Genomic DNA, 24,700 nt, shown 5'->3' on the forward strand with positions numbered 1-24,700 from the left:
ACCCGGGCAGACCACGGGTCGATGTGCGGCGCACCGATTCGGCCCCCGCATTCGAACGATATGTGTGCATCCGGCAACCGACTGTTTCGGACATGTCTGCATTACGTCACCCATGGAGGGGCTTCCTGTGAAAGGGGCCGTCGCGGCGGCAGGGTGTGAGACCTCGGCAGCCAGCCGGGACGTACCACTCGGAGAGCGCCGCCCGTCCGTACCCGGGGCGGGCCGGCGCACGAATGCGAAGGGGACCGCATGTCTGCTTCTTCCGCCGCTCGCCGTCTGACCGCTGTCGCCCTGGTGACCGGTTCCGTCGTGGCGGCCGCCGCCCTGCCGGCGTCCGCCGTCCAGGACAGGGGCCCCGACCGCCGGCAGGTCGTCATCAGCGACGTCCAGTACAACGCTCCCGGCCCGGACACCCGCAGCAACCGTTCGCTGAACGGCGAGTGGGTGAACATCACCAACCGGTCCCGTCACAGCGTCGACCTGAGGGGCTGGACCCTGCGCAACAGCGAGGGCGACAGGTACACCTTCCGCCACCTGCGGTTGAACGGCCGCTCGACGGTCAAGGTGCACACGGGATTCGGCCGTGACACCCGCCATGACGCCTACCAGGACCGCCGCAACCACATCTGGGACAACCGCTCCGACCGGGCCACCCTGACGGACCGCCGTGGCTCGGTCGTCGACACCGAGAGCTGGGGTCGTTTCCGCGACCGCAACAACGACCGCGACCGCGACCGTGACAACGACCGCGACCGTGACCGCGGCTATGACCACGGCCGTGACCGCGACCACGGCCGTGACCGCGACCGTGACCGCGGCCACGACCGCAGCAACAACCGGGCCGACGAGCGTGGGAACGACCGCGGGCACCACCAGCGCTGACTCGGCGTCCCGAGGGCGTGTCACGGCAGCCGGCCGTGACACGCCCTCGGGCGTTCCTCGGGCCGCGAGCCCACGGCTGACGGCGTGCGTGGCTAGGCCACCGTGCGGATCAGCTTCTTGTTGACGAACTCCTCGGTGCCCGGGCGGCCGAGTTCGCGGCCGAAGCCGGAGCGCTTGATGCCGCCGAAGGGGAGCTCCGCGCCCTCGGCGCCGACGCCGTTGACGAAGACCATGCCGGCCTCGATGCGGTCGGCGACGCGTTCGGCCTGGGCGGGGTCGGTGGTGAAGACGTAGGAGCCGAGGCCGTAGGGGGTGTCGTTGGCGATGCGCAGGGCGTCGTCCTCGTCGGCGGCCGGGAAGACCATGGCGACCGGGCCGAAGAGTTCCTGGCGGGCGGCGGTGTGGTCGGTGGTGAGGCCCGTGAGGACTCCGGCGGGGAAGTACGCGCCGCGCCGCTCGCCCTCGGTGTGCAGGGTGGCGCCCTCGGCGACGGCCTCGTCGACCTGGCGGCCCAGGTTCTCGGCGGCGGCGGCCGACGACAGGGGAGCGCCGGTCGCGCCGGCGAGCAGGCGGGCGGTGAACTTCTCGACGAACGCGTCGTAGAGGTCCTGGACGACGACGAACCGCTTGGCGGCGTTGCAGGCCTGGCCGGTGTTGTCCAGGCGGGCGGCGACGGCGGCGTCGACGACCGAGTCGAGGTCGTCGGTGGACAGCACGATGAACGGGTCCGAGCCGCCCAGCTCCAGCACGACCTTCTTCAGGTGGCGTCCGGCGATCTCGGCGACGGCGGAGCCGGCCCGCTCCGAGCCGGTGAGCGAGACGCCCTGGACGCGCGGGTCGGCGATGACCTCGGCGATCTGCTCGTTGGTGGCGTAGACGTTGACGTACGCGCCGGAGGGGAAGCCCGCCTTGGTGAACAGCCGCTCCAGCAGCGCCGCGGTGGCCGGGCACTGCGGGGCGTGCTTGAGGACGATGGTGTTGCCCAGGGCGAGGTTCGGGGCGGCGAAGCGGGCCACCTGGTAGGCCGGGAAGTTCCACGGCATGATCCCGAGCAGGACGCCCAGCGGGCTGCGCCGGATGACCGCGCTGCCCGGGCCGGAGGTGACGTCGAGCGGTTCGTCGGCGAGGAACTCCTCGGCGTGGTCGGCGTAGTAGCGGTAGATGTCGACGCAGAAGTCGACCTCGCCCTCGGCCTCCGCGAGCGGCTTGCCCATCTCGCGCACGATGCTCGCCGCCAGCTCGTCCCGGTGCTCCGCGTGGAGGTCGCCGAGCCGGCGCAGCAGGGCGGAGCGTTCGGCGACGGTGCTCGTACGGCCCCACGCGGTGGCGGCGTGGGCGGCGGTGACGGCCGCCTCGACCTCGGCGTCACTGGCGGTCGGGTAGAGCTCGGCGACTTCGCCGGTGGTGGGGTCGGTGACGGCGTACATCAGTGCTCCGGGGGAGGGTGAGGTGCGGGTGGGGTTCTGAGGCGGCTGAGGCCGTTGAGGCCGTGCATGGTGGTCGTACACAGTGGGTGTGTGCCCCATTGCCTCATTGCCCGATTGTCTTATTGGTCGCTCACTCAATAACATCCCCGGCATGACGTCAAGGGGTCCGGAAAAGCGTGTCCGCAAGGCGCCGGCCGAGCGCCGCAGCGAGATGGTCGCCGCCGCCGCGCGGGTCGGGCTCACCGAAGGGCTGGAGTGCGTCACCCTGCGCCGGGTCGCCGACGAGCTCGGCGTCCGGCCCGGGCTCGTCGGCCACTACTTCCCCGCGGCCGACAGACTCGTCGCCGAGGCCTTCACCAGCGCCACCCTGACGGAGCTCGACAGCCTGCTGCCGGAGATGCCCGCCGACCCCGACCCCGACCCCGACCCCGGCCCCGGCGGTGCGGTGCGTGCGCTGCGGCGGCTTTTCTCGCTCACCTCTAGCGCCGACTTCGACGACGTCAGCAGGCTCTGGCTCAACGCCCGGCACCTGGCGCGCTACCGGCCCGTGCTCCGCGAGCACGTCGTCGAGCAGGACCTGCTCTGGTGCCGGCGTATCGAGCGGGTCGTCGCAGCCGGGGTCCGGGCGGGGGACTTCCGCTGCGCCGACCCCTGGGCGGCGGCCGTCCGCATCCACGTCGCGATCGACGGGACCAGCGCCTACGTCAACACCGGCGTGGGGCACCGTGCCGCCCCGATCGCCGACATGGCCCGTAACCTCGCGGAGGCCGAGCTGGGGCTGGCGTCCGGAGCCCTCGAACCGCGCTGACGCCGAGTCGGCCCGACTCGCCGTCGGTAAAGGCACGGGGCGGACGGGCGTAGCGTGGGAGGTATGACGACGTACGGATCTTTTCCCGGTACCCGGCCCCGGCGTCTGCGGACCACCCCCGCCATGCGTCGGATGGTCGCCGAGACGCGGTTGCACCCCGCCGACCTCATCCTCCCGGCCTTCGTCCGCGAGGGGGTCACCGAGCCGGTGCCGATCGAGGCGATGCCGGGCGTGGTGCAGCACACGCGCGACACCCTGAAGAAGGCGGCGGCCGAGGCCGTCGCGGCCGGGGTCTCCGGCATCATGCTGTTCGGAGTGCCGGAGGAGTCGAAGAAGGACGCCCTGGGCACGGCGGGCACCGACCCGGACGGGATTCTCCAGGTCGCCCTGCGGGACGTGCGGGCCGAGGTCGGCGACGACCTGCTCGTCATGTCCGACCTCTGCCTCGACGAGACGACGGACCACGGGCACTGCGGGGTCCTGGACGAGCAGGGGCGCGTGGACAACGACGCGACGCTGGAGCGGTACGCCGAGATGGCGCAGGTGCAGGCCGACGCGGGCGCCCATGTCGTGGGGCCCAGCGGGATGATGGACGGGCAGATCGGCGTCATCCGTGACGCCCTCGACCAGATCGGCCGCGAGGACGTCGCGATCCTCGCCTACACCGCCAAGTACGCCTCCGCCTTCTACGGGCCGTTCCGCGAGGCCGTCGGCTCGTCGCTCCGGGGCGACCGCCAGACGTATCAGCAGGACCCGGCCAACGTCCGTGAATCCATGCGGGAGTTGGCGCTCGACCTGGCGGAGGGCGCCGACCTGGTGATGGTCAAGCCGGCCGGGCCCTACCTCGACATCCTCGCCCGGGTCGCCGACGCCGTGGACGTGCCGGTGGCCGCCTACCAGATCTCCGGGGAGTACTCGATGGTCGAGGCCGCCGCCGAGAAGGGCTGGATCGACCGCGACCGGGCGATCCTGGAGGCCCTGACCGGCATCAAGCGGGCCGGCGCGCAGAACATCCTCACCTACTGGGCCACCGAGGTCGCCCAGAAGCTGGGGGCGTAGCTCGGCGCACGGTGGCCTCGAAGCACTCCTGGTCGGGCTGTCCCGCAGGGTGGGAGCAGGCCCGTACGATCGTGCCGGGACGGGTTCTCGTCATCGGGGTGCAGATGGACGCCTTCGCGTCGAAGGGTGTCCAGGATCTCGGCGGAGCGGGTGGGGCCGGCCACGGTCAGCTCCACCCGGTCGCCCACCCGGGTGCCCCGCACACGGGCCCAACTCGCCCCGCACCCGCGGCTGTAGCGCAGTTGCAGGCGGGCTCCGGAGTCGGTGCGGTGCTCGGTGAGGGTGTGCGGACCGAATCCGCAGATCATGTCCATCGGGTCCCTGTTCTCGCAGGGGTCCCCCTGGCAGCGGGGCGGGGGCGGGGCCGTCCCGGTCCCGGTCGGGGGTGACGTCATCCCCGTAAGGCCCGCCAGGTGTGCGGGCCGACGACGCCGTCCACCACCAAGTCGGCGTCCACCTGCAGGTGTTTGACGGCCCGCTCGGTCAACGGGCCGAAGACGCCGTCGATGCCCCCCGGCGAGTAGCCCGCCCGGGCCAGCAGGCACTGCACCTCGGCGACCTCCGGACCGGCGTGGCCGTTCGCCACGATCGCGTCGCGCGTGGCGCTCAGCCCCGCGTACCAGAGGCCGTCGACCCGCTCCACCCGGCAGGTGTAAGCGGGTACGGACCGCGGTGACGCGGCCGACGGGGCGAGCGGCGCGGCGGCGCCGTGATCTCGGTCCGCGCACGTCCCGCCGACCAGCACCACCACCACCGCCGACGCGGCCAGCACGACGGCGACCACCCCGGCGGCGACCGCCACGTGGAAGGCCCGCCCGCGCGTCGGTTCAGCCGCGGGGCCGGCGGGACCGATCGGATCGACGGGACCGACGGATTCCGTCCTCCCGGGTGCCGCCACGGATGCCGGAACCTGAGCCGGAGCGGCAGCCGCGACCGGATCCGGAGGCGCCGTCGCCGTGCGGCCGCTCCATGCCTCCGCCGCGACCTCCCACACGGCCAGCAGCCGGGTCGGCTCCTCGCCGGTGACCGACGCCAGCGCCTCGACGGCGTCCCGGGGCGGCAGCGACCTGCCGCCGAAGTAGCGCTCCCACGACGAAGAGCTGTACCCGGTCTTCGCCGCGAGCTGCCGCAGACTCAGCCCGCTGTGGTCCTTCAGCCGCCGTAATCGCACCACCAGGTTCCGGACGCTCGGATCGAGTTCCGCGGGCAGGCCCTTCCAACGCGACATGCTCCCCCACTCGCGTGTGCTTGGTTCCGTCCCCGTCGCACCGTGCAACAGCCTTCACAGTGTGCCCGGTGACGCGGTTCTCGCACCCACGCCGATTCGGCCATCGCCCGTCCCGCCCCGTCCCGCGGCACCGTCCCGGCGGGACGCGGCCCCGCAGGTCTCGGGCCGGGGTGTCCCGTGCCGTCGTCACTTCGGCGGCAACCGTGGCCGGGACCGGCACCGACCCGGCAGTCTCGTTGCCGAGCCGGCCGCTCCGGTCGGCACCGCCCATTCGAAGGGGGACAGTCATGCGAGCCATGACCAAGGCGCTCGTCAGTGTCACCACGGCAGTGGGGATCGCCGCCGGCGGCCTGGCCACCGCGGGCACCGGCTTCGCGGCTCCGACGCAGGACACCAAGGCCGTGGCGAGTGCCGAGGCGGTCGCTCCGCTCGCGGTGGTCAACCTCGGTCTGAACTCCACCCAGGCCAAGGGCGTCCAGCGCTGGCTGCGGGCGCACTGGGGCTACACCGACTCGATCGACGGGGAGCTCGGCCCCAACAGCTGGAAGGCCTTCCAGCGCATGCTCAAGGCGCACCACGGCTACACCGGCGCCATCGACGGATCCGTCGGGAGCGGGACGGTCTCGGCACTGCAGCGCTTCCTGAAGAACAACGGCTGGGGCTACACCGGCGCGATCGACGGAATCGCCGGCTCGGGCACCCAGGCGGCGTTCAAGACCTTCGCCAACTGGTGCGTCGACACGTACTGACACGTACTGACACGCACTGACAGGCACTGACAGGCACTGACAGGCACTGACAGGCACTGACACGCACCGGTCACCACCGGCACCGACGGCCGCGGCCCGTCCTCCCCGTGGTGGGGAGGACGGGCCGCGTGCGTCGTGCCTTCGGGGCGGTCAGAGCCGCTCGGGCGTCCGGATGCCCAGCAGGGCCATGCCCCGGTGCAGGGTGCGGGCCGTGATGTCGCACAGGAACAGGCGGTTGGCCACCTGGTCCGGCGAATCGGCTTTCAGCACCGGGCACTTGTCGTAGAACGACGTGTACAGGGACGCCAGCTGGTACAGGTAGGCGGCCAGCTTGTGCGGGGCGTACTCCGCGGCCGCCTCGAAGACCGTGGTGCCGAACGCGTCCAGGTGCAGGCCCAGCGCGCGCTCCGCCTCGTGCAGCTCCAGCTCCGGGTGAGCCGCGGGGCGGACCTCGCCGGCCTTGCGGAGGATGGACTGGATGCGGGCGTAGGCGTACTGGAGGTACACGCTGGTGTCGCCGTTCAGCGAGACCATCTGGTCCAGGTCGAACTTGTAGTCGCGGTTCGGCGACGTCGACAGGTCCGCGTACTTCACGGCTCCGACGCCGACCTGTGCGGCCCGCTCCCGGATCTCGTCCTCGGTGAGGTCCCGCGCCTTCTCCCGCACGACCTCCGCGGCCCGCTGCACCGCCTCGTCCAGCAGGTCCTCCAGCCGCACGGTCTCGCCCTCACGCGTCTTGAACGGCTTGCCGTCCGCGCCGAGCACCGTGCCGTAGCCCATGTTGTGCGCGGTGACGTCGTCGTTCAGCCAGCCGGCCCGGCGGGCCGTCTCGAAGACCATCCTGAAGTGCAGCGACTGGCGCACGTCGACGACGTACAGCAGCGTGGTCGCGTGCAGGTCGACGACGCGGTCGCGGATCGCCGTCAGGTCCGAGGCCGCGTAGCCGAAACCGCCGTCGGCCTTCTGCACGATCAGCGGGACCGGCTGGTCGTCCTTGCCGCGGATCTCGTCGAAGAACACCACGAGCGCGCCCTCGGAGCGCACCGCGACGCCCATCTCCTCCAGGAGCCGGGCGGTCTCGGGCATGCCCTCGTTGTACGCGGACTCCCCGACGATCTCGTCGTCGCGGATCTCCATGTCGAGCTTCTCGAAGACGGAGTAGAAGTAGACCTTCGACTCGTCCACGAACTGCTGCCACAGCTCGAGCGTCTCCTTGTCACCGGACTGGAGGGCGACGACCCGCTTGCGGGCCCGCTCCTTGAACTCCTCGTCCGAGTCGAAGAGCGCGCGCGACGCCTTGTACACGCGGTTCAGGCTGCTCATGGCCTGCTCGCCGTCGACCTCGCCCGCGGGGGCCAGCTCGCCCGGGTGCTCGAACAGGTACTGGATGAGCATGCCGAACTGGGTGCCCCAGTCGCCGATGTGGTGCCGGCCGATCGTCTTCTCGCCGGTGAAGTCGAGCATGGCGCGCAGGGCGTCGCCGATGACCGCCGACCGCAGGTGACCGACGTGCATCTCCTTCGCCACGTTCGGCTGGGCGTAGTCGACGACCGTGACGCCCGCGTTCTCCTTCACCGGCACGCCGAGGCGCTCGCCGTCCGCGTGCCGCGCGGCGAGGTTCCCGGTGATCGCCCGGTCGGCGACGGTGATGTTGAGGAAGCCGGGGCCGGAGACCTCGACGTCCTTGATCAGGTCACCGGTCGTGATGTGCGCCACGACCTCGGCGGCCAGCTCCCGCGGGTTCGCCTTGGCCTTCTTGGCCAGCGCGAGGATGCCGTTGGCCTGGAAGTCCGCCCGGTCGCTTCGTCGCAGCAGCGGGTCCGCGGACGCCTCCGGCCGGGTGGCGGAGATGGCGGACGCGAGCTGCCGGTTGACGAGATCGGTGAGCGATGTGACCGAGGCCATAGGAGTGGGTGCCCGTTCTCCTCGTGGGTTCAGATAGACCTGGTCAGTATCCCACGGGTGGCGAAGCGTTTTCCTGGCCGCGGGCCGGCGGGGGCTCGTCGCGCCCGTGCGGCGGAGCCGCATGTCGACACGGCCCGGCGCCTCGGGGGCGCGGGTGAAAAGCGGTTTTCGCGGATGCGGTCCGGGCTGGGAGAATGGAGGGGTCAGCCGTGCGACCGTACCGGCTGCCCGAGCAGAAAGAAGGACGTGCCGATCGTGGCTCAGAGCACCGAGACCACCGACTGGGTCTCCCGTTTCGCGGATGACGTCATCGAGGAATCGGAGCGTCGGGCCCCGGGCAAACCCGTCGTCGTCGCGTCCGGACTGTCACCGTCGGGCCCGATTCACCTCGGGAACCTCCGCGAGGTCATGACCCCGCACCTGGTCGCCGACGAGATCCGCCGCCGCGGTCACCGGGTGCGGCACCTGATCTCCTGGGACGACTACGACCGGTACCGCAAGGTCCCGGCCGGTGTCGAGGGCGTCGACGAGACGTGGGCCGGGCACATCGGCAAGCCGCTCACCTCGGTCCCGGCCCCCAAGGGCTCGGCGCACCCGAACTGGGCGGAGCACTTCAAGGCCGCCATGATCGAGTCGCTCGCCGAGCTGGGCGTGGAGTTCGACGGGATCAGCCAGACGGAGCAGTACACCTCCGGTGCCTACCGCGAGCAGATCCTGCACGCCATGAAGCACCGCGGCGACATCGACGCGATCCTCGCGCAGTACCGCACCAAGAAGGCCCCGGCCCCGGCGAAGAAGCAGCAGCAGAAGCCGGTCGACGAGGCCGAGCTGGAGGCCGCCGAGGGCTCCGGCGCCGCCGCCGAGGACGACGGCAGCCTCGGCTCCGCCGGCTACTTCCCGTACAAGCCGTTCTGCGGCAACTGCGAGAAGGACCTCACCACCGTCACCGCCTACGACGACGACTCCACCGAGCTGACCTACGCCTGCACCGAGTGCGGCTTCTCGGAGACGGTCCGGCTGAGCGAGTTCAACCGCGGCAAGCTGGTCTGGAAGGTCGACTGGCCGATGCGCTGGGCGTACGAGGGCGTGATCTTCGAGCCGTCCGGCGTCGACCACTCGTCGCCGGGGTCGTCGTTCCAGGTCGGCGGGCAGATCGTCGGGATCTTCGGCGGCAAGCAGCCGATCGGCCCGATGTACGCCTTCGTCGGCATCAGCGGCATGGCGAAGATGTCGTCCTCGCGCGGTGGGGTGCCGACCCCCGCCGACGCGCTGAAGATCATGGAGCCGCAGCTGCTGCGCTGGCTGTACGCCCGCCGCCGGCCCAACCAGTCCTTCAAGATCGCCTTCGACCAGGAGATCCAGCGCCTCTACGACGAGTGGGACCGGCTCGACGCCAAGGTCGCCGAGGGCACCGCGCTGCCCGCCGACGTCGCCGCGCACTCCCGCGCGGTGGGCACGGCGAGCGGCGCGCTGCCGAGGACGGCCCGGCCGCTGCCGTACCGCACCCTCGCCTCCGTCGCCGACATCACCGGCGGGCACCCGGACCAGGCGCTGCGCATCCTCAGCGACTTCGACCCCGCCCGCCCGCTCACCTCGCTCGACGAGGCGCGGCCGCGCTACGACAAGGCCGAGGCGTGGATCTCCCTCCACGTCCCGGCCGACCAGCGCACCATCGTGCGTACGGAGCCCGACGAGGAACTGCTGAAGTCCCTGGACGAGCAGGGCAGGGAGTCCCTGCGGCTGCTGGTCGACGGGCTCGCCGACCACTGGTCGCTGGACGGACTCACGCACCACGTCTACGGCGTTCCCAAGATCCAGGCCGGCTTCCCCGCCGACGCCACGCCGAAGGAGCTGCCGCCGGAGATCAAGACCGCGCAGCGGTCGTTCTTCGCGCTGCTCTACCACCTGCTCGTCGGCCGTGACACCGGTCCGCGCCTGCCCACGCTGCTGCTCGCGGTGGGCCAGGAGCGGGTGCGGAGGCTGCTCGGCCACTGACCGGCGTATCGACGCTCACGACGACGGGGGCGCCCGGTGTTTCACCGGGCGCCCCCGTCGTCGTACCGCCTGCTCGTCCGCGTGCGCCGAAGCCGGCAGCGACGACGGCGGACGCGACCAGGGAGGGTGGTGTGGTCCACGTCCCATTGGCCTGTGTGCGCAGGGGGGAGAACTGTGAAGATCCTTATTCTTTACGGGTCTGTCCGGCAGTGGCAGGAGTCCGACGTGAGCGCGCACGACGACAACCGCCCGAACCAGCGCCTCGACACCTACATCCGAGGCCGGAGGGGCACATGGGCGAACAGCCATCGCGTCAGGCCGGAGTGGTACTGATGCTCAGGACCTCGGCAGCCAGGTGGCTCGTGGCGGCACTCGTCACCCTGTGTCTGGGCGGAGGCGTCCTCGCATGGTGGCTGCTCCGTGAACCGGCGCCCTACGCCTTGCGGGACACCCCCGAGGTGAAGGTGACGGTCCGCGCCGCGGAGTCCGCCTACCCCGAGGCCGAGGAGGTCGCTCGCGAGGTCGAACCGGTCCTCGGGGTGTACGTCCAACGCCTCCGGGGCGGTGACGCTGCGGACCTGGCCGGGGTCGGTGCCCCGTGGTACACCGGCCGGGAGCAGGCCGCGCAACGCCTGATCGCCGAGTTCGGCGCACACGCCGACAAGCCGGTCGAAGCAGTCGTGACCGACCCCGTCGCACCGGGCCTGGCCACTGTGGAACTCCGCTTCAGTGACGGACGGCAGCAGGTGCTCGACCTCACCCGCGACGACGAGGTGTGGTGGCTGAGCATGGGGAACGGTGATCCGGTGAAACCGTAAACCCCGGTACCCCGTGCGGGATCGCGACCGCCGTCCAGCAGCCTTGTGCTTGTGGACGGCGGTTCGCTCATGCGGCTTCGCAGACCGTTCACCACAGTGCAAGGCTGGTCGACCCGATGACGGCGGCGGCCGGGAGCTGCTGCAGAGGCTGCTCGGAGCGTGGAAACGCCCACGCCTCCCGGGCATCGTCTGCGCCGTCCACCTCGGCTTGACGCAGGGCACCGGGATGGCGCGCCACGTCACCCCGGGGCGAACGTTGCCCGCCACGGCTTGGGCGGGTGTAGTTCCACAGGGTGGTGTCGGGGCGGGTGGATCACACGTCGGAGCTCCTTCCGCTGTGCGCCGACCGGGCCGGGGTGCGATCTCCACCCGTATGACGTCTGTCGCGGTCGACAGTGCGGCCTCGACCGACGCAGCGGTGTCGCCGGTGGCGATGACCGCGCCGACGGCACCGGAGGAGAGGTGCTCGGGCCGCACCGTGTGCAGCAGCACCGCGGCCTCGGCCGCCTGCTCCAGGAGCGGCTCCGTCAGATGGTCGTCGACCCGGGAGCACGCCGTGCCGTTGGCCCGCTTCTTGTGACAGGCGAGGATCCCGACCAGCGGGAACCGCGGCGCACCGGCGCTCACCAGGCCGACTCGCGTACGTCCGCCACGGCAGCGGGCAGTCCGGCCGGGTCCTCCGTGACGACGACGGCCACCACCGAGTCGGTGCCCGGCCAGTCCTCGGCGAGGAGGACCTTCGGATGGGAGCGCACCGACGTGGCCAGCTCCTCCGCTGTACGCCCCGCCCTCGGCAGCAGCACCATGGCCGCGCCACGCTCCGGCCCGGGAGTCTCGCCGGGCAGCTCCTCACCGGCGAGCAGCGCCAGCAGGGTCTCGTAGGGCCGTACCGCGTCCCGGTGCGCGTACGGAATGAGATGAGAGTTGATCAGGGCGCTGCCCGGCCGCCCGCCGACCTCCAGGACGACCGGGCCTTCCGGCGCGAGCCGCAGATCGGCGTGGAACCCGCCGGTGAGCAGACCGGCCGCGAGCACGGCCTGTTCGGCCGCCTGCCGCAACTCTTTGACCTGTGCCTCCGTACGGGCCGACGGGACCGCTGTCGCCCATGACGCGGACAGCGGACCGTCCACGTACTTGTCGGTGACGCCCAGGATCCGCACCGCGCCGTCGTGCACGACACCCGAGACGGAGTGTTCGGAACCCTCGACGTACTCCTCCACCAGGAAGACGGTGGTGCCCGAGTAGTTCGCCGAAGTGAGCGCGAACACCTCGTCCAGGTCGGAGTCCGGACCGATCACGGCCATGCCCCGGCCACCGGAACAATGCGCGGACTTGAACACCAGCGGCCTGCCCGCGGCACCGAGCTCCGCCACGACAGCACGCAGCTCCTCCACCTTACGTCCCGCGCGCCAGGGCGGGTTGAGGCCGAACGGCTCCATCGCGCGGCGCTGTGCGACCTTGTCCGTGGCGACATGCGCGGCGGCGGTGCCGATGCCGCGCACCCCGAACCGCTCGGCGAGCAGCGGCACCAGGACGGCCGAGCCGGGGACCGTGAGCCAGTTGGTCGTCCGGGCCGTTCGGGGGGCCACCCTCCGGGGCCGGACAGGCCCTACGCGATGTGGTCTTCCTCCAGCTCGGCGGAGTGGCGGTCCTGGAAGTCCAGGACCATGCGCTTGGCGTCGGCGTCCGGCAGGGAGCGGCTGTACGTCGCCTCGACGTACTCGCCGAACTCGCGCGGAGTCGGGTAGCCGCTGCCGCTTATCGACTGCTTGAACAGCCTGTAGTAATCCTCCTCGTCCGGGGACTGGGGCTCCGGAGGGCCGCCGCCCTCGCCCAGTTCACGGGTGCGGCCCGGACCGACCGGGATGGGGAAGGTGCCGGTGTCCTCCGGGGACGGTTCCTGCAGCGGGGGCGCCTCCTCGAACGGCCGGCGGTACTGCTCGGCCTGCTCCTGCTCCGCGTACCACTGGGCGTACGCGGCGTCCGGGTCGTACGCGGGGTCGTAGCCGCCGTGGTACTCGACGGTCTGCGGGTCCCGGGCGTGCAGCCACTGGTTCTGGTCCGGGGCGGGCTGCTGGTCGTACGGGGGCTGCGCCGTGGGCTCCTGCGCATCCGGGGACTCGCGGAGGTCCCGGGGGGCCTGGGAATTCCGGGGGGCCTGGGCGTCCTGGGAATTCCGGGGGCCCGCGGTGCCGGGGTCGCCCGTCAGCTCGGGGCGCCGCTCGGCGGGAGGGGCCGCCTGCTGCAGGGCGGGCGCCTGCGACGTCATGGCCGGGCCGTCCACGGCCGTCCGGTGCTCGGGGGCCGGCGGGAGCACAGCCGGTTCGATGCCGGCCGCCGCCAGACCCGCCGGGGCCGTCTCGGCGAGGGGGACGCCGTACTTGGCCAGGCGCAGCGGCATCAGGGACTCCACCGGGGCCTTGCGACGCCAGCTTCGGCCGAAGCGGGAGCGCATCCGGGCCTGGTAGACGAGACGTTCCTGCTCCAGCTTGATGACCTGCTCGTAGGAACGCAGCTCCCACAGCTTCATCCGCCGCCACAGCAGGAACGTGGGTATCGGCGACAACAGCCACCGGGTGAGGCGGACACCCTCCATGTGCTTGTCGGCGGTGATGTCGGCGATCCGGCCGACCGCGTGCCGGGCGGCCTCCACCGCCACCACGAACAGGACGGGGATCACGCTGTGCATCCCCACACCGAGCGGATCCGGCCAGGCCGCCGCGCCGTTGAAGGCGATCGTGGCCGCCGTCAGCAGCCACGCCGTCTGACGCAGCAGCGGGAAGGGGATACGGATCCAGGTCAGCAGCAGATCCAGGGCCAGCAGGACGCAGATGCCGGCGTCGATGCCGATCGGGAACACGTAACTGAAGTTCCCGAAGCCCTTCTGCAGAGCCAGTTCACGGACGGCCGCGTACGAACCCGCGAAGCCGATTCCGGCGATGATCACGGCTCCGGCGACGACCACGCCGATGAGAACCCGGTGTGTCCGTGTCAGCTGAATGGGCGCGGCCACCCGTACTCCCCTCCTCTTGCGTGTTGTTGCGCGCAACAGAGTGGCACATGTGTGCGGAGGGCGGGTGGCCGGTTCCCTGTCAGAGCCTCACCGCACGTTCCCGTGTGCGCCTTCGGGTACGTTTCCGTGCACGCTTCTGTGCCTGTTCGTCAGCTCTTCGACTCCAACGGCGCGCCGCTCCCGGGGGCCCCGCCGTCGCCCTTGTCGCCCTTGTCGTCCTTGCCGCTCTTGCTGTCCTTGCTGTCCTTGTCGTCCTTGGTCCCGGTCACGGACGTCACCGCTTCCTCGGCCGCCTTCTTCGCGTCCTTCATCAGGTCGTCGGCGCTCGGCGTCTTGTCCCCGGCGAGGCCCGCCCCGTTGTAGTCGAGGGTGACGACCACGTTCTCGACGCGCGCCACCACCGTCTGCTGCTTGAAGGTGCCTTCCTTCTTCTTCAGGTCGTAGCGCACGGCCGTCGCCTCGTCGCCGGTGCCGGAGAGCGGCTCCGCCTCGATGCCCTTGGCGCCGTCGGTGGCCTGGACGTCCTTGACCTGCTTGTCGTAGTACTCCTTGGCCAGTTCGTCGCCCGCGCCGCGTGCGATGTCCGAGTCGAAGCGCAGCATCGACACGTTCAGCCAGCGGAACTGCGAGCCGTCCACACCGTTGTTGGTGAGGCTGTCCCAGGAGCAGCCGGCGCGCGTGGAGATGTCGTCGGACTGGCTCTCCTTGCCCGACTTCGCCTTGGGCACGAGGTCGCCCAGGGTCTTCTCCGACAGGACCTCGCACGCGTCGGGGAGGTCCGTGTACACCGCCGCCCGCACCGTCGGGGACGGGCTCGCGGACGCCGAGGCGGAGGTGTCGGCCGCCTTGTCCCCGCCGCCGTCGGAGCCGGAGTCCGAGGAGCAGCCGGCGGCGATCAGCATCGCGGGGACGGCCGCCGCGCAGACAAGAACGCGGTTGAGGCGCTTCGCTCTCCCCCACTGCCTGGACGGCGTGGGCGGTGCCCCCATGTCACGCTGTGCTCGTCGCTGCATGGTTCCTTCACTCATGACGCTCGTGTTCCCTGCGGTCGAACTTGTGGTCGAACCTGTGGTCGAAAAGGGGTCCGAGGGGTCACCGTACGCGGTGCGTCGTTCGTGTGGTCGTCCTTCGGGCGCTTTGCGCAGGGCGGCGGAGGGAGTGCGGGCGAGGCTCAGCCGCTCAGCGAATCGGCCAGCAGGGACGCCAGTTTCCTTGCCCTGTCCTGCATTTCCTTGCTGTCCGGGACGGCGCCGACGGTCGCCGGCTGCTCCGTGTACTCGATCGTCACGATCACGTTGGACGTGCGGAACGCCACAGTCACCGTGCGCTGCTCGGCCGTCGAACCGGAGCTGCTCAGCTCGTCGTCGATGAAGGCCTCGTCGCCGAACTCCTCCAGAACGCGGGGCTGGAGGTCGGAGGGCGAAGCGGACGGCGACACGGGGGAGGAACCGCCGTCGGACGGTGAGCCGGAAGCCGAGGACGCGGCGTCGGACGGCGCGGAGGAGCCAGAAGGATCGGGGGAACCAGAACCAGAAGAACCAGAAGAACCAGAAGAATCAGGGGAACCGGAGGAAGTGGGTGAGGGGGACGTGTCCGGAGAGGCGGAACCGGACTCCGTGGCCGTCGGCTTCGGAAGGTCGGCCGCCTCCTGCTTCGTGGCGAAGAGTTGTTGGGCCTGGTTGTCGTCGCTGACGGCGTTGTCGTAGGAGACGACCCGCTCGAGGTCGATCACCAGGCGATCGGTGGCCTGGGACGACTCCACCTTCCAGCGGCAGCCCACCTTGCGGTCGGTGTCGTACGTGAGGGCCGGCTCGCCCGCGTACGCCTTCTCGCGCTGCACCTGGTCGGCCATCTCCCTGATGCCGGGCAGGAGTTCGTCGAGCGTCTTGGGGCCGATCGCGCCGCAGGGCTCGGGGAGCGTGGCGTACCTGCCCGGTTGGGCCGCCGGGGAGGCCGTGCCGGCGCTGCCCGGGTTGGAGTTGTCCGACTGGCTTCCGCTGCCCGAACTGCCGGTGCATCCGGCCAGCAGGGCCGCGAGGAGCGCGGCGACGCCGGGTACGTATGCCCTCCGCTGCACGGCCGGGCTCCTCTCGACGGTGGGAGCGGGCCGCAGCCCGCCGGGGCTTTCAGAGCCCCGAACGAAACGGGCGCCCGGCTCGCGACGCCTGGCACGCACGCTCGCAAGGCGCCGCGAGCTGATCGGACTCCCGTTTTGTTCGGGGCTCTCAGTGTCCCCGCTGGTTAATCGCTTGCCGCACGGGGGCACCCCCGGCAGACAATGTGTATCGCACGCACTGCCGTGAACGCCGGTCCGAAGTCCCTTTCGTCGACCTGAGCGACGGTTTTTGCTCTTTTATGCTTATGTTGCCGTTCGGGGGAATGAGGAAGATATGCCGTACGTGGAAATGCCGGGTGCGAAGGTGCCGATCCGTATGTGGACGGATCCGGCGACGGTGGAGGAGGTCGCCCTCCAGCAGCTGCGGAACGTGGCGACCCTGCCCTGGATCAAGGGCCTGGCCGTGATGCCGGACGTGCACTACGGGAAGGGCGCGACGGTCGGCTCGGTCATCGCGATGCGGGGTGCGGTGTGTCCGGCGGCGGTGGGGGTCGACATCGGCTGCGGGATGTCGGCGGTGAAGACGTCCCTGACGGCCAACGACCTGCCGGGCGACCTGTCCCGGCTGCGCTCGAGGATCGAGCAGGTGATCCCGGTCGGGCGCGGGATGCACGATTCCCCCGTGGACCCGACCCGACTGCACGGCTTCGCGACCGGCGGCTGGGACGACTTCTGGGGGCGCTTCGACGGCGTGGCGGAAGCGGTCAGGTTCCGTCAGGACCGGGCCACGAAGCAGATGGGAACGCTCGGATCGGGCAACCACTTCGTGGAGGTCTGCACGGACACGACCGGTGCGGTCTGGCTGATGCTGCACTCCGGTTCCCGGAACATCGGCAAGGAACTGGCCGAGCACCACATCGGGGTGGCGCAGAGGCTCCCGCACAACCAGGGCCTGGTCGACCGCGACCTCGCCGTCTTCGTGGCGGACACCCCGCAGATGGCGGCGTACCGGAACGACCTGTTCTGGGCGCAGGAGTACGCGAAGCGAAACCGTTCGATCATGATAGCGCTGCTGAAGGACGTGATCCGCAGGGAGTTCAAGAAGGCGAAGCCGGCCTTCGAGGCGGAGATCAGCGCGCACCACAACTACGTGGCCGAGGAGCGCTACGACGGCATGGACCTGCTCGTCACCCGCAAGGGGGCGATCCGTGCGGGCTCCGGCGAGTTCGGGATCATCCCGGGGTCCATGGGCACGGGCTCGTACATCGTCAAGGGTCTCGGGAACGCCGCTTCGTTCAACTCGGCGTCGCACGGCGCAGGCCGGCGCATGAGCCGCAACGCGGCGAAGCGGCGCTTCTCGACGAAGGACCTGGAGGAGCAGACCCGTGGTGTGGAGTGCCGTAAGGACTCCGGTGTCGTGGACGAGATCCCGGGCGCGTACAAGCCGATCGAGCAGGTCATCGACCAGCAGCGGGACCTCGTGGAGGTCGTGGCGAAGCTGAAGCAGGTCGTCTGTGTGAAGGGCTGACCCGGAGGTGAAGGGCTGACCCGCCGCGCCGCGTGCGGCGCGGCCGTCACGGCTCCCGGTGGACCTTCGTGTTCGAGGCCTGGGCCCGGGGGCGCACGACCAGCAGGTCGATGTTGACATGGCTCGGGCGGGTCACCGCCCAGGTGATGGTGTCGGCGACGTCGTCCGCGGTGAGCGGCTCGGCGACGCCCTCGTACACCTTGGCGGCCTTCGCCGCGTCGCCGTCGAAACGGGTGAGGGCGAACTCCTCGGTCTTCACCATGCCCGGCGCGATCTCGATGACGCGCACGGGCCGGCCGACGATCTCCAGGCGGAGCGTCTCGGCGAGGACGTGCTCGGCGTGCTTGGCGGCGACGTAGCCCGCGCCGCCCTCGTAGGTGGCGTGGCCGGCCGTCGAGGAGACGATGACGACCGTGCCGTCGCCGCTCGCCTCCAGCCCGGGCAGCAGGGCCTGGGTGAGGTGGAGGGTGCCGATGACGTTCGTCTCGTACATCCGGCGCCAGTCGTCCGGGTCGCCGGTCGCGACCGGGTCGGCGCCCAGCGCGCCGCCCGCGTTGTTGACCAGGACGCCGATGGTCCGGAACGCGGTGGCGAACTCGTCGACGGCCGCGCGGTCGGTGACGTCGAGCGGGTACGCGGTCGCCGCGTGGCCGGCGGCGTTGATCTCCTCGGCGAGCGCCTCGATGCGGTCCTTGCGGCGGGCGGTGAGGACGACGCGGTAACCGGCCTCGGCGAGCCCGCGGGCCGTGGCGGCGCCGATACCGCTGCTCGCGCCGGTGACGACGGCGATACGAGACGCTGCGGACGGTGCGGCGGTGGCCATGGGCTGCTCCTCCGGGTGGATCCATGTGGATGATGCCGTGCCGGGCCAGCATATGCGGGCCACCAGGGCGTGGCCGGGCCCGTCCGGGCGCGCGGGAGCGTGGTCAGCCGTTGCGCGGTGCCCACATGATCACGGCCATTCCGGCCAGGCAGATCAGGGCGCCGGTGACGTCCCAGCGGTCCGGGCGGTAGCCGTCCGCGAGCGCGCCCCACAGGATCGACCCGGCGACGAAGACGCCCCCGTACGCGGCGAGCACGCGGCCGAAGTGCGCGTCGGGCTGGAAGGTGGCGACGAACCCGTACGCGCCGAGGGCGAGGACGCCGCCGGTCGCCCACATCCAGCCGCGTTGTTCCCGCACGCCCTGCCAGACCAGCCAGGCGCCCCCGATCTCCAGGACGGCGGCGAGGACGAACAGGGCGGCGGAGCGGGCGATCAGCATGCGGGCAGCTTCGCAGACCGGATGCGGAATAAGGGGGGAGGGCGGGTCGTTGGGCCAGGTATAGTTGAACCGTCAACCAATTTGGAGGGTGAACGGCCATGCAGTTCGGGATCTTCAGCGTCGGCGACGTCACGCCCGACCCCACGACGGGGCGTACCCCGACCGAGCGCGAGCGGATCAAGGCCATGGTCGCCATCGCGCTGAAGGCCGAGGAGGTGGGCCTGGACGTGTTCGCGACCGGCGAGCACCACAACCCGCCGTTCGTCCCGTCCTCGCCGACGACCATGCTCGGCTACATCGCCGCGCGCACGGAGCGGCTGATCCTCTCCACCTCCACCACCCTCATCACCACCAACGACCCGGTGAAGATCGCCGAGGACTTCGCCATGCTCCAGCACCTGGCCGACGGCCGGATGGACGTGATGATGGGGCGCGGCAACACCGGGCCGGTGTACCCCTGGTTCGGCCAGGACATCCGCCAGGGCATCAACCTCGCCATCGAGAACTACGCCCTGCTGCACCGCCTGTGGCGCGAGGACGTCGTCAACTGGGAGGGCAAGTTCCGCACCCCGCTGCAGGGCTTCACCTCCACGCCCCGCCCGCTGGACGACGTACCGCCGTTCGTCTGGCACGGGTCGATCCGCTCGCCCGAGATCGCCGAGCAGGCCGCCTACTACGGTGACGGTTTCTTCCACAACAACATCTTCTGGCCGGCCGACCACACCAAGCGCATGATCGAGCTCTACCGGACCCGGTACGCGCACTACGGGCACGGTACGGCCGAGCAGGCGATCGTCGGCCTCGGCGGGCAGGTGTTCATGCGGAAGAACTCGCAGGACGCCGTGCGCGAGTTCCGTCCGTACTTCGACGTCGCCCCCGTCTACGGGAACGGGCCCTCGCTGGAGGAGTTCACCCAGCAGACCCCGCTGACCGTGGGCTCCCCGCAGCAGGTCATCGAGAAGACGCTGTCCTTCCGTGACTACGCGGGCGACTACCAGCGCCAGCTGTTCCTCATGGACCACGCGGGACTGCCCCTGAAGACCGTGCTCGAGCAGCTCGACCTGCTCGGCGAGGAAGTGGTGCCGGTGCTGCGCAAGGAGTTCGCCAAGGACCGCCCGGCCGACGTGCCGGACGCGCCGACGCACTCCTCGCGGCTGGCCGGCCGGGAAGCGAGCAAGGCATGAGCGTCAGGAACGGCACGAACGTCAGGAACGCCATGAACATCGTCGTCGTCTCGGCGGGGCTGAGCGTGCCGTCGTCCACCCGTCTGCTCGGGGAGCGGCTGGCCGCCGCGGCCACCGGGCAGGCCCCGTCCGATGTGCCGGTGATCGAACTGCGGGACCTCGCGGTGGACATCGCGCACAACTTCACCAGCGGTTTCCCGGCCCCGGCGCTCGCCGAGGCGATGGACGCGGTGACCGGGGCGGACGGGGTGATCGTGGTGACGCCGGTGTTCTCGGCGTCGTACAGCGGGCTGTTCAAGTCGTTCTTCGACGTGCTCGGCGCACGGGACCGGGAGGCCCTGGCCGGCAAGCCGGTGCTGATCGCCGCGACCGGGGGCACGCCCCGGCACTCGTTGGTGCTGGAGCACTCCCTGCGGCCCCTCTTCGCCCACCTGCGCGCGGTCGTCGTCCCCACCGGGGTGTACGCCGCGTCCCAGGACTGGGGCGACAAGGGCCTGGACGCCCGGATCGACCGGGCGGCGGGCGAGCTGGCCGCTCTGGCGGGCGCCCTGCCGGCCGACGGCAACGGGACGGTCAACGTCAACGGAAACGGCAGCGAGGCGGGTGGCGACGCGGTCCGTGTCACACGCGGGGGCGCCGTCGACGACAAGTTCGACGCGCGCAACGTGGTGCCGTTCGAGGAACAGCTGGCCGCGCTGCGGTCGGCCGGCTGAGAGCACACCCACAGCCCCCACGACTCCCGGCGGTCTTACAGGGACAGCGGCCGCCGGGTGAGACGACCGAGTCCGGTCGTTCGCGAGGGTCCGGTCGCGGGAAGGGACGCCCGCGACCGGACCGCGGCGGGGCGAGAGCGAGGTGAGAAGGCGCCCCTTCGGCCACTGCGCCGTCCGGCGGGCGGCGGTGCTTGGCACACTGGCATGGTGCCTCCTACCGCGCCCCGCACCCACACCGTGCTGCTCGCCGAAGACGACCGCGCCATCCGCAACGCCCTGGAGCGGGCCCTGACCCTGGAGGGCTACCGGGTCACGGCGGTCGCCGACGGCGTCGAGGCGCTGGCGCAGGCCCACCGCAGCCGGCCCGACGTCCTGCTGCTGGACGTGATGATGCCCGGCATCGACGGGCTCCAGGTGTGCCGGGTGCTGCGCGCCGAGGGCGACCGCACCCCCGTGCTGATGCTGACGGCGCTGGTGGAGACCGCCGACCGGATCGCCGGGCTGGACGCGGGCGCCGACGACTACGTCGTCAAGCCGTTCGACGTCGAGGAGGTCTTCGCCCGGCTGCGAGCCCTGCTCCGCCGGGCAGCCCCCGCGCCCGCGCCGGCCCCCGCGCCCGACGGGACGCCGACGTCGCAGGAGCAGCCGGACACGCAGGAAACGCAGAAAACGCGGGAGGCGGGAGAACCGGAGGAGACGCGGGAACCCGGGGAGCCGGGAGAGACCCCGAACGCCGCTCCGGGACGGCACATCGCCGCGGCCGGGGTGCGCATGGACCCGCAGGCACGCCGGGCCTGGCGTGGGCAGCGGGAGCTGGAACTGACCCGCACCGAGTTCGAACTGCTGGAGCTGCTGATCCGCAACGCGGGCATCGTCCTCGACCACTCCACCATCTACGACCGTATCTGGGGCTACGACTTCGGCCCCGGCTCCAAGAACCTCGCCGTCTACGTCGGCTACCTGCGCCGCAAGCTCGACGAGCCCGGCGCGCCGCAGCTGATCCACACGGTGCGCGGGGTGGGTTACGTGCTGCGGGAGGACTGAGTGGCGTCGGGCATTCCGGACACCTCGAGCACCCCTGACACCTCCGGCACCTCGGGCTTGCGGAGCGCCTCACGCGCCGCACACGCCCCGGACCGTGCGTACCGGCCCTCGCCGCGGGCCCGGCGGTGCCGGCTGCCGCTGCTGTCGCTGGGCACCAGGTTCGCGGTGGCGTTCGCCGCCGTGACGGCCACGGTCACCGTCCTGGTCGGCATCCTGTCGTACAGCGCCGCCGCGAGACTCGTACGGGTGGACCAGCAGAGCGTGTTCGACGAGGTCGTGGAGGACCTGCGCGGCGAGGTCAGGTCGAACCGGATGTCACCGCTCGACTTCTCCTCCGCCGCCCCCGGCCACGACCTGGTCCGGCCCGCCCGGACGGACGTCCAGGTGCTCGGGCCGGACGGCCGGATCGTCGACCCGGGCGACCCGGGGCTGCCGGTGGTCGACGCCGACCGCGTGGTCGCGGGGGCCGCCACGGCCGGGCGGGTGGTCGAGCACGCGGACGTCGACGTCGGCGACGACATCTACCGCGTCGCCACCGTCGCGCTGGGCGACGGCCGGGGCGCGGTCCAGATCGCGCAGGAGTTCAGCGACACCGAGGACCTGCTGCGGGCCCTCCAGCAGCGCACCCTCGTCCTGATGGCGGCGGTGGTGGTCGGGGCCGGTCTCTTCGGCTGGTGGCTGGCCCGACGCATCACCCGCCGCCTGGTCGTCCTCACCGACGCCGCCGAGGACGTCGCCCGCACCCGCAGGCTCGGCATCCAGGTGCCCGTCGCCGGCCGGGACGAGGTGGGGCGGCTCGGCCGCGCCTTCGACCGGATGCTGGGCCGGCTCGCCCAGTCCGAGGACGACCAGCGCCGGCTCGTCCAGGACGCGGGGCACGAACTGCGCACCCCGCTCACCTCGTTGCGGACCAACATCTCCCTGCTGCGCCGTATCGACGAACTCCCGCCGGACACCCGTGAGGAACTCGTCGCCGACCTCTCCCAGGAGGCCCGTGAGCTGACCGACCTGGTCAACGAGCTCGTCGAGCTGGCGGCCGGTCAGTCCGACACCGAGCCGCCGCGGCGCGTCGACCTCGCCGACATCGCCCAGGACGTGGCGGGACTGGCCCGGCGCCGCAACGGACGGAAGATCATCGTCCATGCGAGCGGCGACACCACGACCGACGGACGGCCCGGGATGCTCACGCGGGCGGTGTCCAACCTGGTCGAGAACGCGGTCAAGTTCGACCGGGACGGCACGGCGCCCATCGACATCACCGTCGCGGGGCCCGCGCGACCGGGCACGGTGCGGGTGGAGGTCCGCGACCGGGGGCCCGGTATCGCGGCCGCCGACCTGATCCACGTCTTCGACCGCTTCTACCGCGCCGCCGACGCCCGCTCCCTGCCCGGTTCGGGCCTCGGCCTGTCCATCGTCCGCGAGGTGGCCATGGCCCACGGGGGCGCACCGTACGCGGTACGCCGGACCGGCGGCGGCACGGTGATCGGCTTCACGGTGGGCGGCGTTCCCCTGACGCGCCACGACACGGAACCGGGCCCCTGACAGGCGACGGACGACGGGTGACGGGCGACGGGCGACGGGTGATCGAGATCGCCACCCCGTCGCCGCGTACCGGCGGTCGGGGACGAGCATGTATGCGGTCGGGGGTGCGCCGCACGCGCTCCCGGGAGGGGAGGAGCGGCAACGTGCTGACCGACGAGGAGGCCGCCGCGCTGGCGGCGATCGACGAGGCGGCCCTGGGGCGGACCCTGATGGAGCTGATCGCGGCGCCGAGCGTGACCGGGAGCGCCGCCGAGTCCGAACTCCAGCACCAGTTGGCCGGCCGGCTGGAATGGCTGGGGCTGGAGGTCGACCTGTGGTCCATGGACCTGCCCGCGCTGCGGGCCCACCCCGGTTTCCCGGGCATGGAGGTGCCGCGTGAGGAGGCGTGGGGCCTGGTCGGAACCACACAGGACGGCGGCGACGGGCCCACCCTGATCCTCCAGGGCCACGTCGACGTCGTACCGCCCGGCGACCCCGAGGCGTGGGGGGACGGCGACCCGTTCGTACCGCGTGTGACCGGGGACGTGGTGCACGGACGCGGCGCCTGCGACATGAAGGCGGGGCTCGCCGCGCACCTCGCCGCGCTCGCCGCGATACGGACGGCCGGGATACGGCTGCGCGGCCGGGTCGCGGCCCACTTCGTGGTCGGTGAGGAGGACGGCGGCATCGGCGCGTTCGGCACCCTGGAGCGCGGACACCGGGGCGACGCCTGCGTCATCGCCGAGCCCACCGGGTCCACCCTGATCACCGCGAACGCGGGCGCGCTGACGTTCCGTGTCGCCGTGCCCGGCAGGGCGGCGCACGGCAGTGCGCGGGAGCAGGGAGTCAGCGCCGTCGACGCCTACCTGCCCCTGCACCGGGCGCTGGCCGCCCTGGAGACCGAGCGGAACCGGAACCCGTCCCCGCTGCTCGCCGAGTACCCGATCCCGTACGCCCTGTCGGTGGGCACCGTGCGCGCCGGGGACTGGGCGAGCAGCGTGCCGGACCTGCTGGTCGCCGAGGGCCGGCTCGGCGTACGCCTGGACGAGGACCCGGCCGAGGCGCGGGCCGACCTGGAACGGTGCGTGGCCGAGGCCTGCGCCGCCGACCCGTGGCTGCGCGACCACCCGGCGACGGTGACCTGGCCGGGCGGCCAGTTCGCGAGCGGCCGCCTGCCGGAGGACCACCCCCTGCCGGACGTCGTCGGCGCCGCGTACACCGACGCGACGGGCGCCCCGCCGCCCCGCCGACGGGGCGCGACCTACGGCAGCGACCTGCGCCACTACACCGGTGCGGGCATTCCGACGCTGCAGTTCGGGCCGGGAGACATCGAGGTGGCCCACAGCCCACGCGAACAGGTCTCCCTGCGGGAGACGGTGGCGGTGGCCCGGACCCTGGCCCTCACGGTGCTGCGCACGGTGGGCACCAAGTGAGGTCGCGGCGGCGGCCACGTGACGCACGTCACTGATGCGCCCCGGAACTCGATCGCCGGCGGGCCGACTGCTGAG

Annotated in this window: 22 protein-coding genes; 12 read left to right on the forward strand and 10 right to left on the reverse strand. The window is 71.7% G+C overall.

Annotated elements, in window-relative coordinates; genetic code table 11:
* Nucleotides 1-249: 249 nt before the first annotated feature.
* Nucleotides 250-882 carry a lamin tail domain-containing protein gene (locus ACVW19_RS19255; protein WP_457460583.1) on the forward strand — a complete coding sequence of 211 codons (633 nt, stop codon included), beginning with the start codon at nt 250-252 and terminating at the stop codon, nt 880-882.
* Between the two features lie 92 nt (nt 883-974).
* On the opposite strand, the gene ACVW19_RS19260 is transcribed toward ACVW19_RS19255, so the two are convergent.
* The gene (locus ACVW19_RS19260) at nt 975-2,309 is read right to left on the reverse strand and encodes an NAD-dependent succinate-semialdehyde dehydrogenase (RefSeq protein WP_457460584.1); all 1,335 of its coding nucleotides are present in this window, start codon (nt 2,307-2,309) and stop codon (nt 975-977) included.
* A 151-nt stretch (nt 2,310-2,460) separates the two neighbouring features.
* On the opposite strand from ACVW19_RS19260, the gene ACVW19_RS19265 reads away from it, so the two are divergent.
* Together ACVW19_RS19265 and hemB are read left to right on the forward strand one after the other, a co-directional pair.
* Complete coding sequence (locus tag ACVW19_RS19265) at nt 2,461-3,117, forward strand: TetR/AcrR family transcriptional regulator (RefSeq protein ID WP_457460585.1); 657 nt, start codon at nt 2,461-2,463, stop codon at nt 3,115-3,117.
* Between the two features lie 63 nt (nt 3,118-3,180).
* Complete coding sequence (gene hemB, locus ACVW19_RS19270) at nt 3,181-4,176, forward strand: porphobilinogen synthase (protein ID WP_457460586.1); 996 nt, start codon at nt 3,181-3,183, stop codon at nt 4,174-4,176.
* On the opposite strand, the gene ACVW19_RS19275 is transcribed toward hemB, so the two are convergent.
* Together ACVW19_RS19275 and ACVW19_RS19280 are read right to left on the reverse strand one after the other, a co-directional pair.
* Nucleotides 4,137-4,571: a DUF2690 domain-containing protein gene (locus tag ACVW19_RS19275; RefSeq protein WP_457460587.1), complete on the reverse strand. Its 435-nt coding sequence runs from the start codon at nt 4,569-4,571 to the stop codon at nt 4,137-4,139. The genes hemB and ACVW19_RS19275 overlap by 40 nt on opposite strands.
* A complete protein-coding gene (locus ACVW19_RS19280; protein ID WP_457460588.1) occupies nt 4,568-5,404 on the reverse strand; it encodes a peptidoglycan-binding protein in 837 nt (278 codons plus the stop codon). Before ACVW19_RS19280 ends, ACVW19_RS19275 begins: the two co-directional genes overlap by 4 nt.
* A gap of 287 nt (nt 5,405-5,691) precedes the next feature.
* Here ACVW19_RS19280 and ACVW19_RS19285 point away from each other — a divergent pair, with 287 nt between their 5' ends.
* Nucleotides 5,692-6,153: a peptidoglycan-binding protein gene (locus ACVW19_RS19285; protein ID WP_457460589.1), complete on the forward strand. Its 462-nt coding sequence runs from the start codon at nt 5,692-5,694 to the stop codon at nt 6,151-6,153.
* A gap of 150 nt (nt 6,154-6,303) precedes the next feature.
* On the opposite strand, the gene argS is transcribed toward ACVW19_RS19285, so the two are convergent.
* Nucleotides 6,304-8,058 carry an arginine--tRNA ligase gene (gene argS / locus ACVW19_RS19290; RefSeq protein WP_457460590.1) on the reverse strand — a complete coding sequence of 585 codons (1,755 nt, stop codon included), beginning with the start codon at nt 8,056-8,058 and terminating at the stop codon, nt 6,304-6,306.
* A gap of 246 nt (nt 8,059-8,304) precedes the next feature.
* Between argS and lysS the strand changes: the two genes are divergently transcribed.
* Together lysS and ACVW19_RS19300 are read left to right on the forward strand one after the other, a co-directional pair.
* Entirely contained in the window at nt 8,305-10,053 is a 1,749-nt protein-coding gene (gene lysS / locus ACVW19_RS19295) for a lysine--tRNA ligase (protein WP_457460591.1), read from the forward strand.
* A 293-nt stretch (nt 10,054-10,346) separates the two neighbouring features.
* On the forward strand, nt 10,347-10,871 hold the full coding sequence (locus tag ACVW19_RS19300) for a hypothetical protein (protein ID WP_457460592.1): 525 nt from the start codon (nt 10,347-10,349) through the stop codon (nt 10,869-10,871).
* A 623-nt stretch (nt 10,872-11,494) separates the two neighbouring features.
* Here ACVW19_RS19300 and ACVW19_RS19305 read toward each other — a convergent pair.
* The 4 genes from ACVW19_RS19305 to ACVW19_RS19320 form a co-directional block, all read right to left on the reverse strand.
* On the reverse strand, nt 11,495-12,460 hold the full coding sequence (locus ACVW19_RS19305) for an ATP-grasp domain-containing protein (RefSeq protein WP_457460593.1): 966 nt from the start codon (nt 12,458-12,460) through the stop codon (nt 11,495-11,497).
* Nucleotides 12,461-12,480: 20 nt separating this feature from the next.
* Entirely contained in the window at nt 12,481-13,884 is a 1,404-nt protein-coding gene (locus ACVW19_RS19310; protein WP_457460594.1) for a DUF2637 domain-containing protein, read from the reverse strand.
* Between the two features lie 149 nt (nt 13,885-14,033).
* The gene (locus ACVW19_RS19315) at nt 14,034-14,912 is read right to left on the reverse strand and encodes a DUF3558 family protein (RefSeq protein WP_457460595.1); all 879 of its coding nucleotides are present in this window, start codon (nt 14,910-14,912) and stop codon (nt 14,034-14,036) included.
* Between the two features lie 143 nt (nt 14,913-15,055).
* Entirely contained in the window at nt 15,056-15,961 is a 906-nt protein-coding gene (locus ACVW19_RS19320; protein ID WP_457460596.1) for a DUF3558 domain-containing protein, read from the reverse strand.
* 313 nt (nt 15,962-16,274) lie between these two features.
* On the opposite strand from ACVW19_RS19320, the gene ACVW19_RS19325 reads away from it, so the two are divergent.
* Entirely contained in the window at nt 16,275-17,468 is a 1,194-nt protein-coding gene (locus tag ACVW19_RS19325; RefSeq protein ID WP_457460597.1) for an RtcB family protein, read from the forward strand.
* 46 nt (nt 17,469-17,514) lie between these two features.
* Here ACVW19_RS19325 and ACVW19_RS19330 read toward each other — a convergent pair whose 3' ends face one another.
* Nucleotides 17,515-18,291, reverse strand: coding sequence for an SDR family NAD(P)-dependent oxidoreductase (locus ACVW19_RS19330; protein ID WP_457460598.1), 777 nt, complete (start codon nt 18,289-18,291; stop codon nt 17,515-17,517).
* Nucleotides 18,292-18,394: 103 nt separating this feature from the next.
* Nucleotides 18,395-18,730: a YnfA family protein gene (locus ACVW19_RS19335; protein WP_457460599.1), complete on the reverse strand. Its 336-nt coding sequence runs from the start codon at nt 18,728-18,730 to the stop codon at nt 18,395-18,397.
* A gap of 98 nt (nt 18,731-18,828) precedes the next feature.
* Between ACVW19_RS19335 and ACVW19_RS19340 the strand changes: the two genes are divergently transcribed.
* From ACVW19_RS19340 to ACVW19_RS19360, 5 genes are all read left to right on the forward strand, one after another.
* The gene (locus ACVW19_RS19340) at nt 18,829-19,914 is read left to right on the forward strand and encodes an LLM class flavin-dependent oxidoreductase (protein WP_457460600.1); all 1,086 of its coding nucleotides are present in this window, start codon (nt 18,829-18,831) and stop codon (nt 19,912-19,914) included.
* 32 nt (nt 19,915-19,946) lie between these two features.
* Complete coding sequence (locus ACVW19_RS19345) at nt 19,947-20,627, forward strand: CE1759 family FMN reductase (RefSeq protein ID WP_457464678.1); 681 nt, start codon at nt 19,947-19,949, stop codon at nt 20,625-20,627.
* 204 nt (nt 20,628-20,831) lie between these two features.
* Nucleotides 20,832-21,671, forward strand: a complete 840-nt coding sequence (locus ACVW19_RS19350; protein ID WP_457460601.1) for a response regulator transcription factor — start codon at nt 20,832-20,834, stop codon at nt 21,669-21,671.
* Nucleotides 21,672-21,803: 132 nt separating this feature from the next.
* Nucleotides 21,804-23,213 (forward strand): ATP-binding protein, encoded by a 1,410-nt coding sequence (locus ACVW19_RS19355; RefSeq protein WP_457464680.1) that lies wholly within the window; start codon nt 21,804-21,806, stop codon nt 23,211-23,213.
* A 143-nt stretch (nt 23,214-23,356) separates the two neighbouring features.
* Entirely contained in the window at nt 23,357-24,625 is a 1,269-nt protein-coding gene (locus ACVW19_RS19360; protein WP_457460602.1) for an ArgE/DapE family deacylase, read from the forward strand.
* Nucleotides 24,626-24,700: the final 75 nt, after the last annotated feature.

This window comes from Streptomyces sp. TE5632 (assembly GCF_054061295.1).

Excerpts from the sequence above, each read along its gene's own strand:
- ACVW19_RS19255 (WP_457460583.1), top strand. The coding sequence starts at position 250 with ATGTCTGCTTCTTCCGCCGCTCGCCGTCTGACCGCTGTCGCCCTGGTG.
- ACVW19_RS19260 (WP_457460584.1), bottom strand. The coding sequence starts at position 2,309 with ATGTACGCCGTCACCGACCCCACCACCGGCGAAGTCGCCGAGCTCTAC.
- ACVW19_RS19265 (WP_457460585.1), top strand. The coding sequence starts at position 2,461 with ATGACGTCAAGGGGTCCGGAAAAGCGTGTCCGCAAGGCGCCGGCCGAG.
- hemB (WP_457460586.1), top strand. The coding sequence starts at position 3,181 with ATGACGACGTACGGATCTTTTCCCGGTACCCGGCCCCGGCGTCTGCGG.
- ACVW19_RS19275 (WP_457460587.1), bottom strand. The coding sequence starts at position 4,571 with ATGACGTCACCCCCGACCGGGACCGGGACGGCCCCGCCCCCGCCCCGC.
- ACVW19_RS19280 (WP_457460588.1), bottom strand. The coding sequence starts at position 5,404 with ATGTCGCGTTGGAAGGGCCTGCCCGCGGAACTCGATCCGAGCGTCCGG.
- ACVW19_RS19285 (WP_457460589.1), top strand. The coding sequence starts at position 5,692 with ATGCGAGCCATGACCAAGGCGCTCGTCAGTGTCACCACGGCAGTGGGG.
- argS (WP_457460590.1), bottom strand. The coding sequence starts at position 8,058 with ATGGCCTCGGTCACATCGCTCACCGATCTCGTCAACCGGCAGCTCGCG.
- ACVW19_RS19300 (WP_457460592.1), top strand. The coding sequence starts at position 10,347 with ATGGGCGAACAGCCATCGCGTCAGGCCGGAGTGGTACTGATGCTCAGG.
- ACVW19_RS19315 (WP_457460595.1), bottom strand. The coding sequence starts at position 14,912 with ATGAGTGAAGGAACCATGCAGCGACGAGCACAGCGTGACATGGGGGCA.
- ACVW19_RS19325 (WP_457460597.1), top strand. The coding sequence starts at position 16,275 with ATGCCGTACGTGGAAATGCCGGGTGCGAAGGTGCCGATCCGTATGTGG.
- ACVW19_RS19330 (WP_457460598.1), bottom strand. The coding sequence starts at position 18,291 with ATGGCCACCGCCGCACCGTCCGCAGCGTCTCGTATCGCCGTCGTCACC.
- ACVW19_RS19335 (WP_457460599.1), bottom strand. The coding sequence starts at position 18,730 with ATGCTGATCGCCCGCTCCGCCGCCCTGTTCGTCCTCGCCGCCGTCCTG.
- ACVW19_RS19340 (WP_457460600.1), top strand. The coding sequence starts at position 18,829 with ATGCAGTTCGGGATCTTCAGCGTCGGCGACGTCACGCCCGACCCCACG.
- ACVW19_RS19345 (WP_457464678.1), top strand. The coding sequence starts at position 19,947 with ATGAACATCGTCGTCGTCTCGGCGGGGCTGAGCGTGCCGTCGTCCACC.
- ACVW19_RS19350 (WP_457460601.1), top strand. The coding sequence starts at position 20,832 with ATGGTGCCTCCTACCGCGCCCCGCACCCACACCGTGCTGCTCGCCGAA.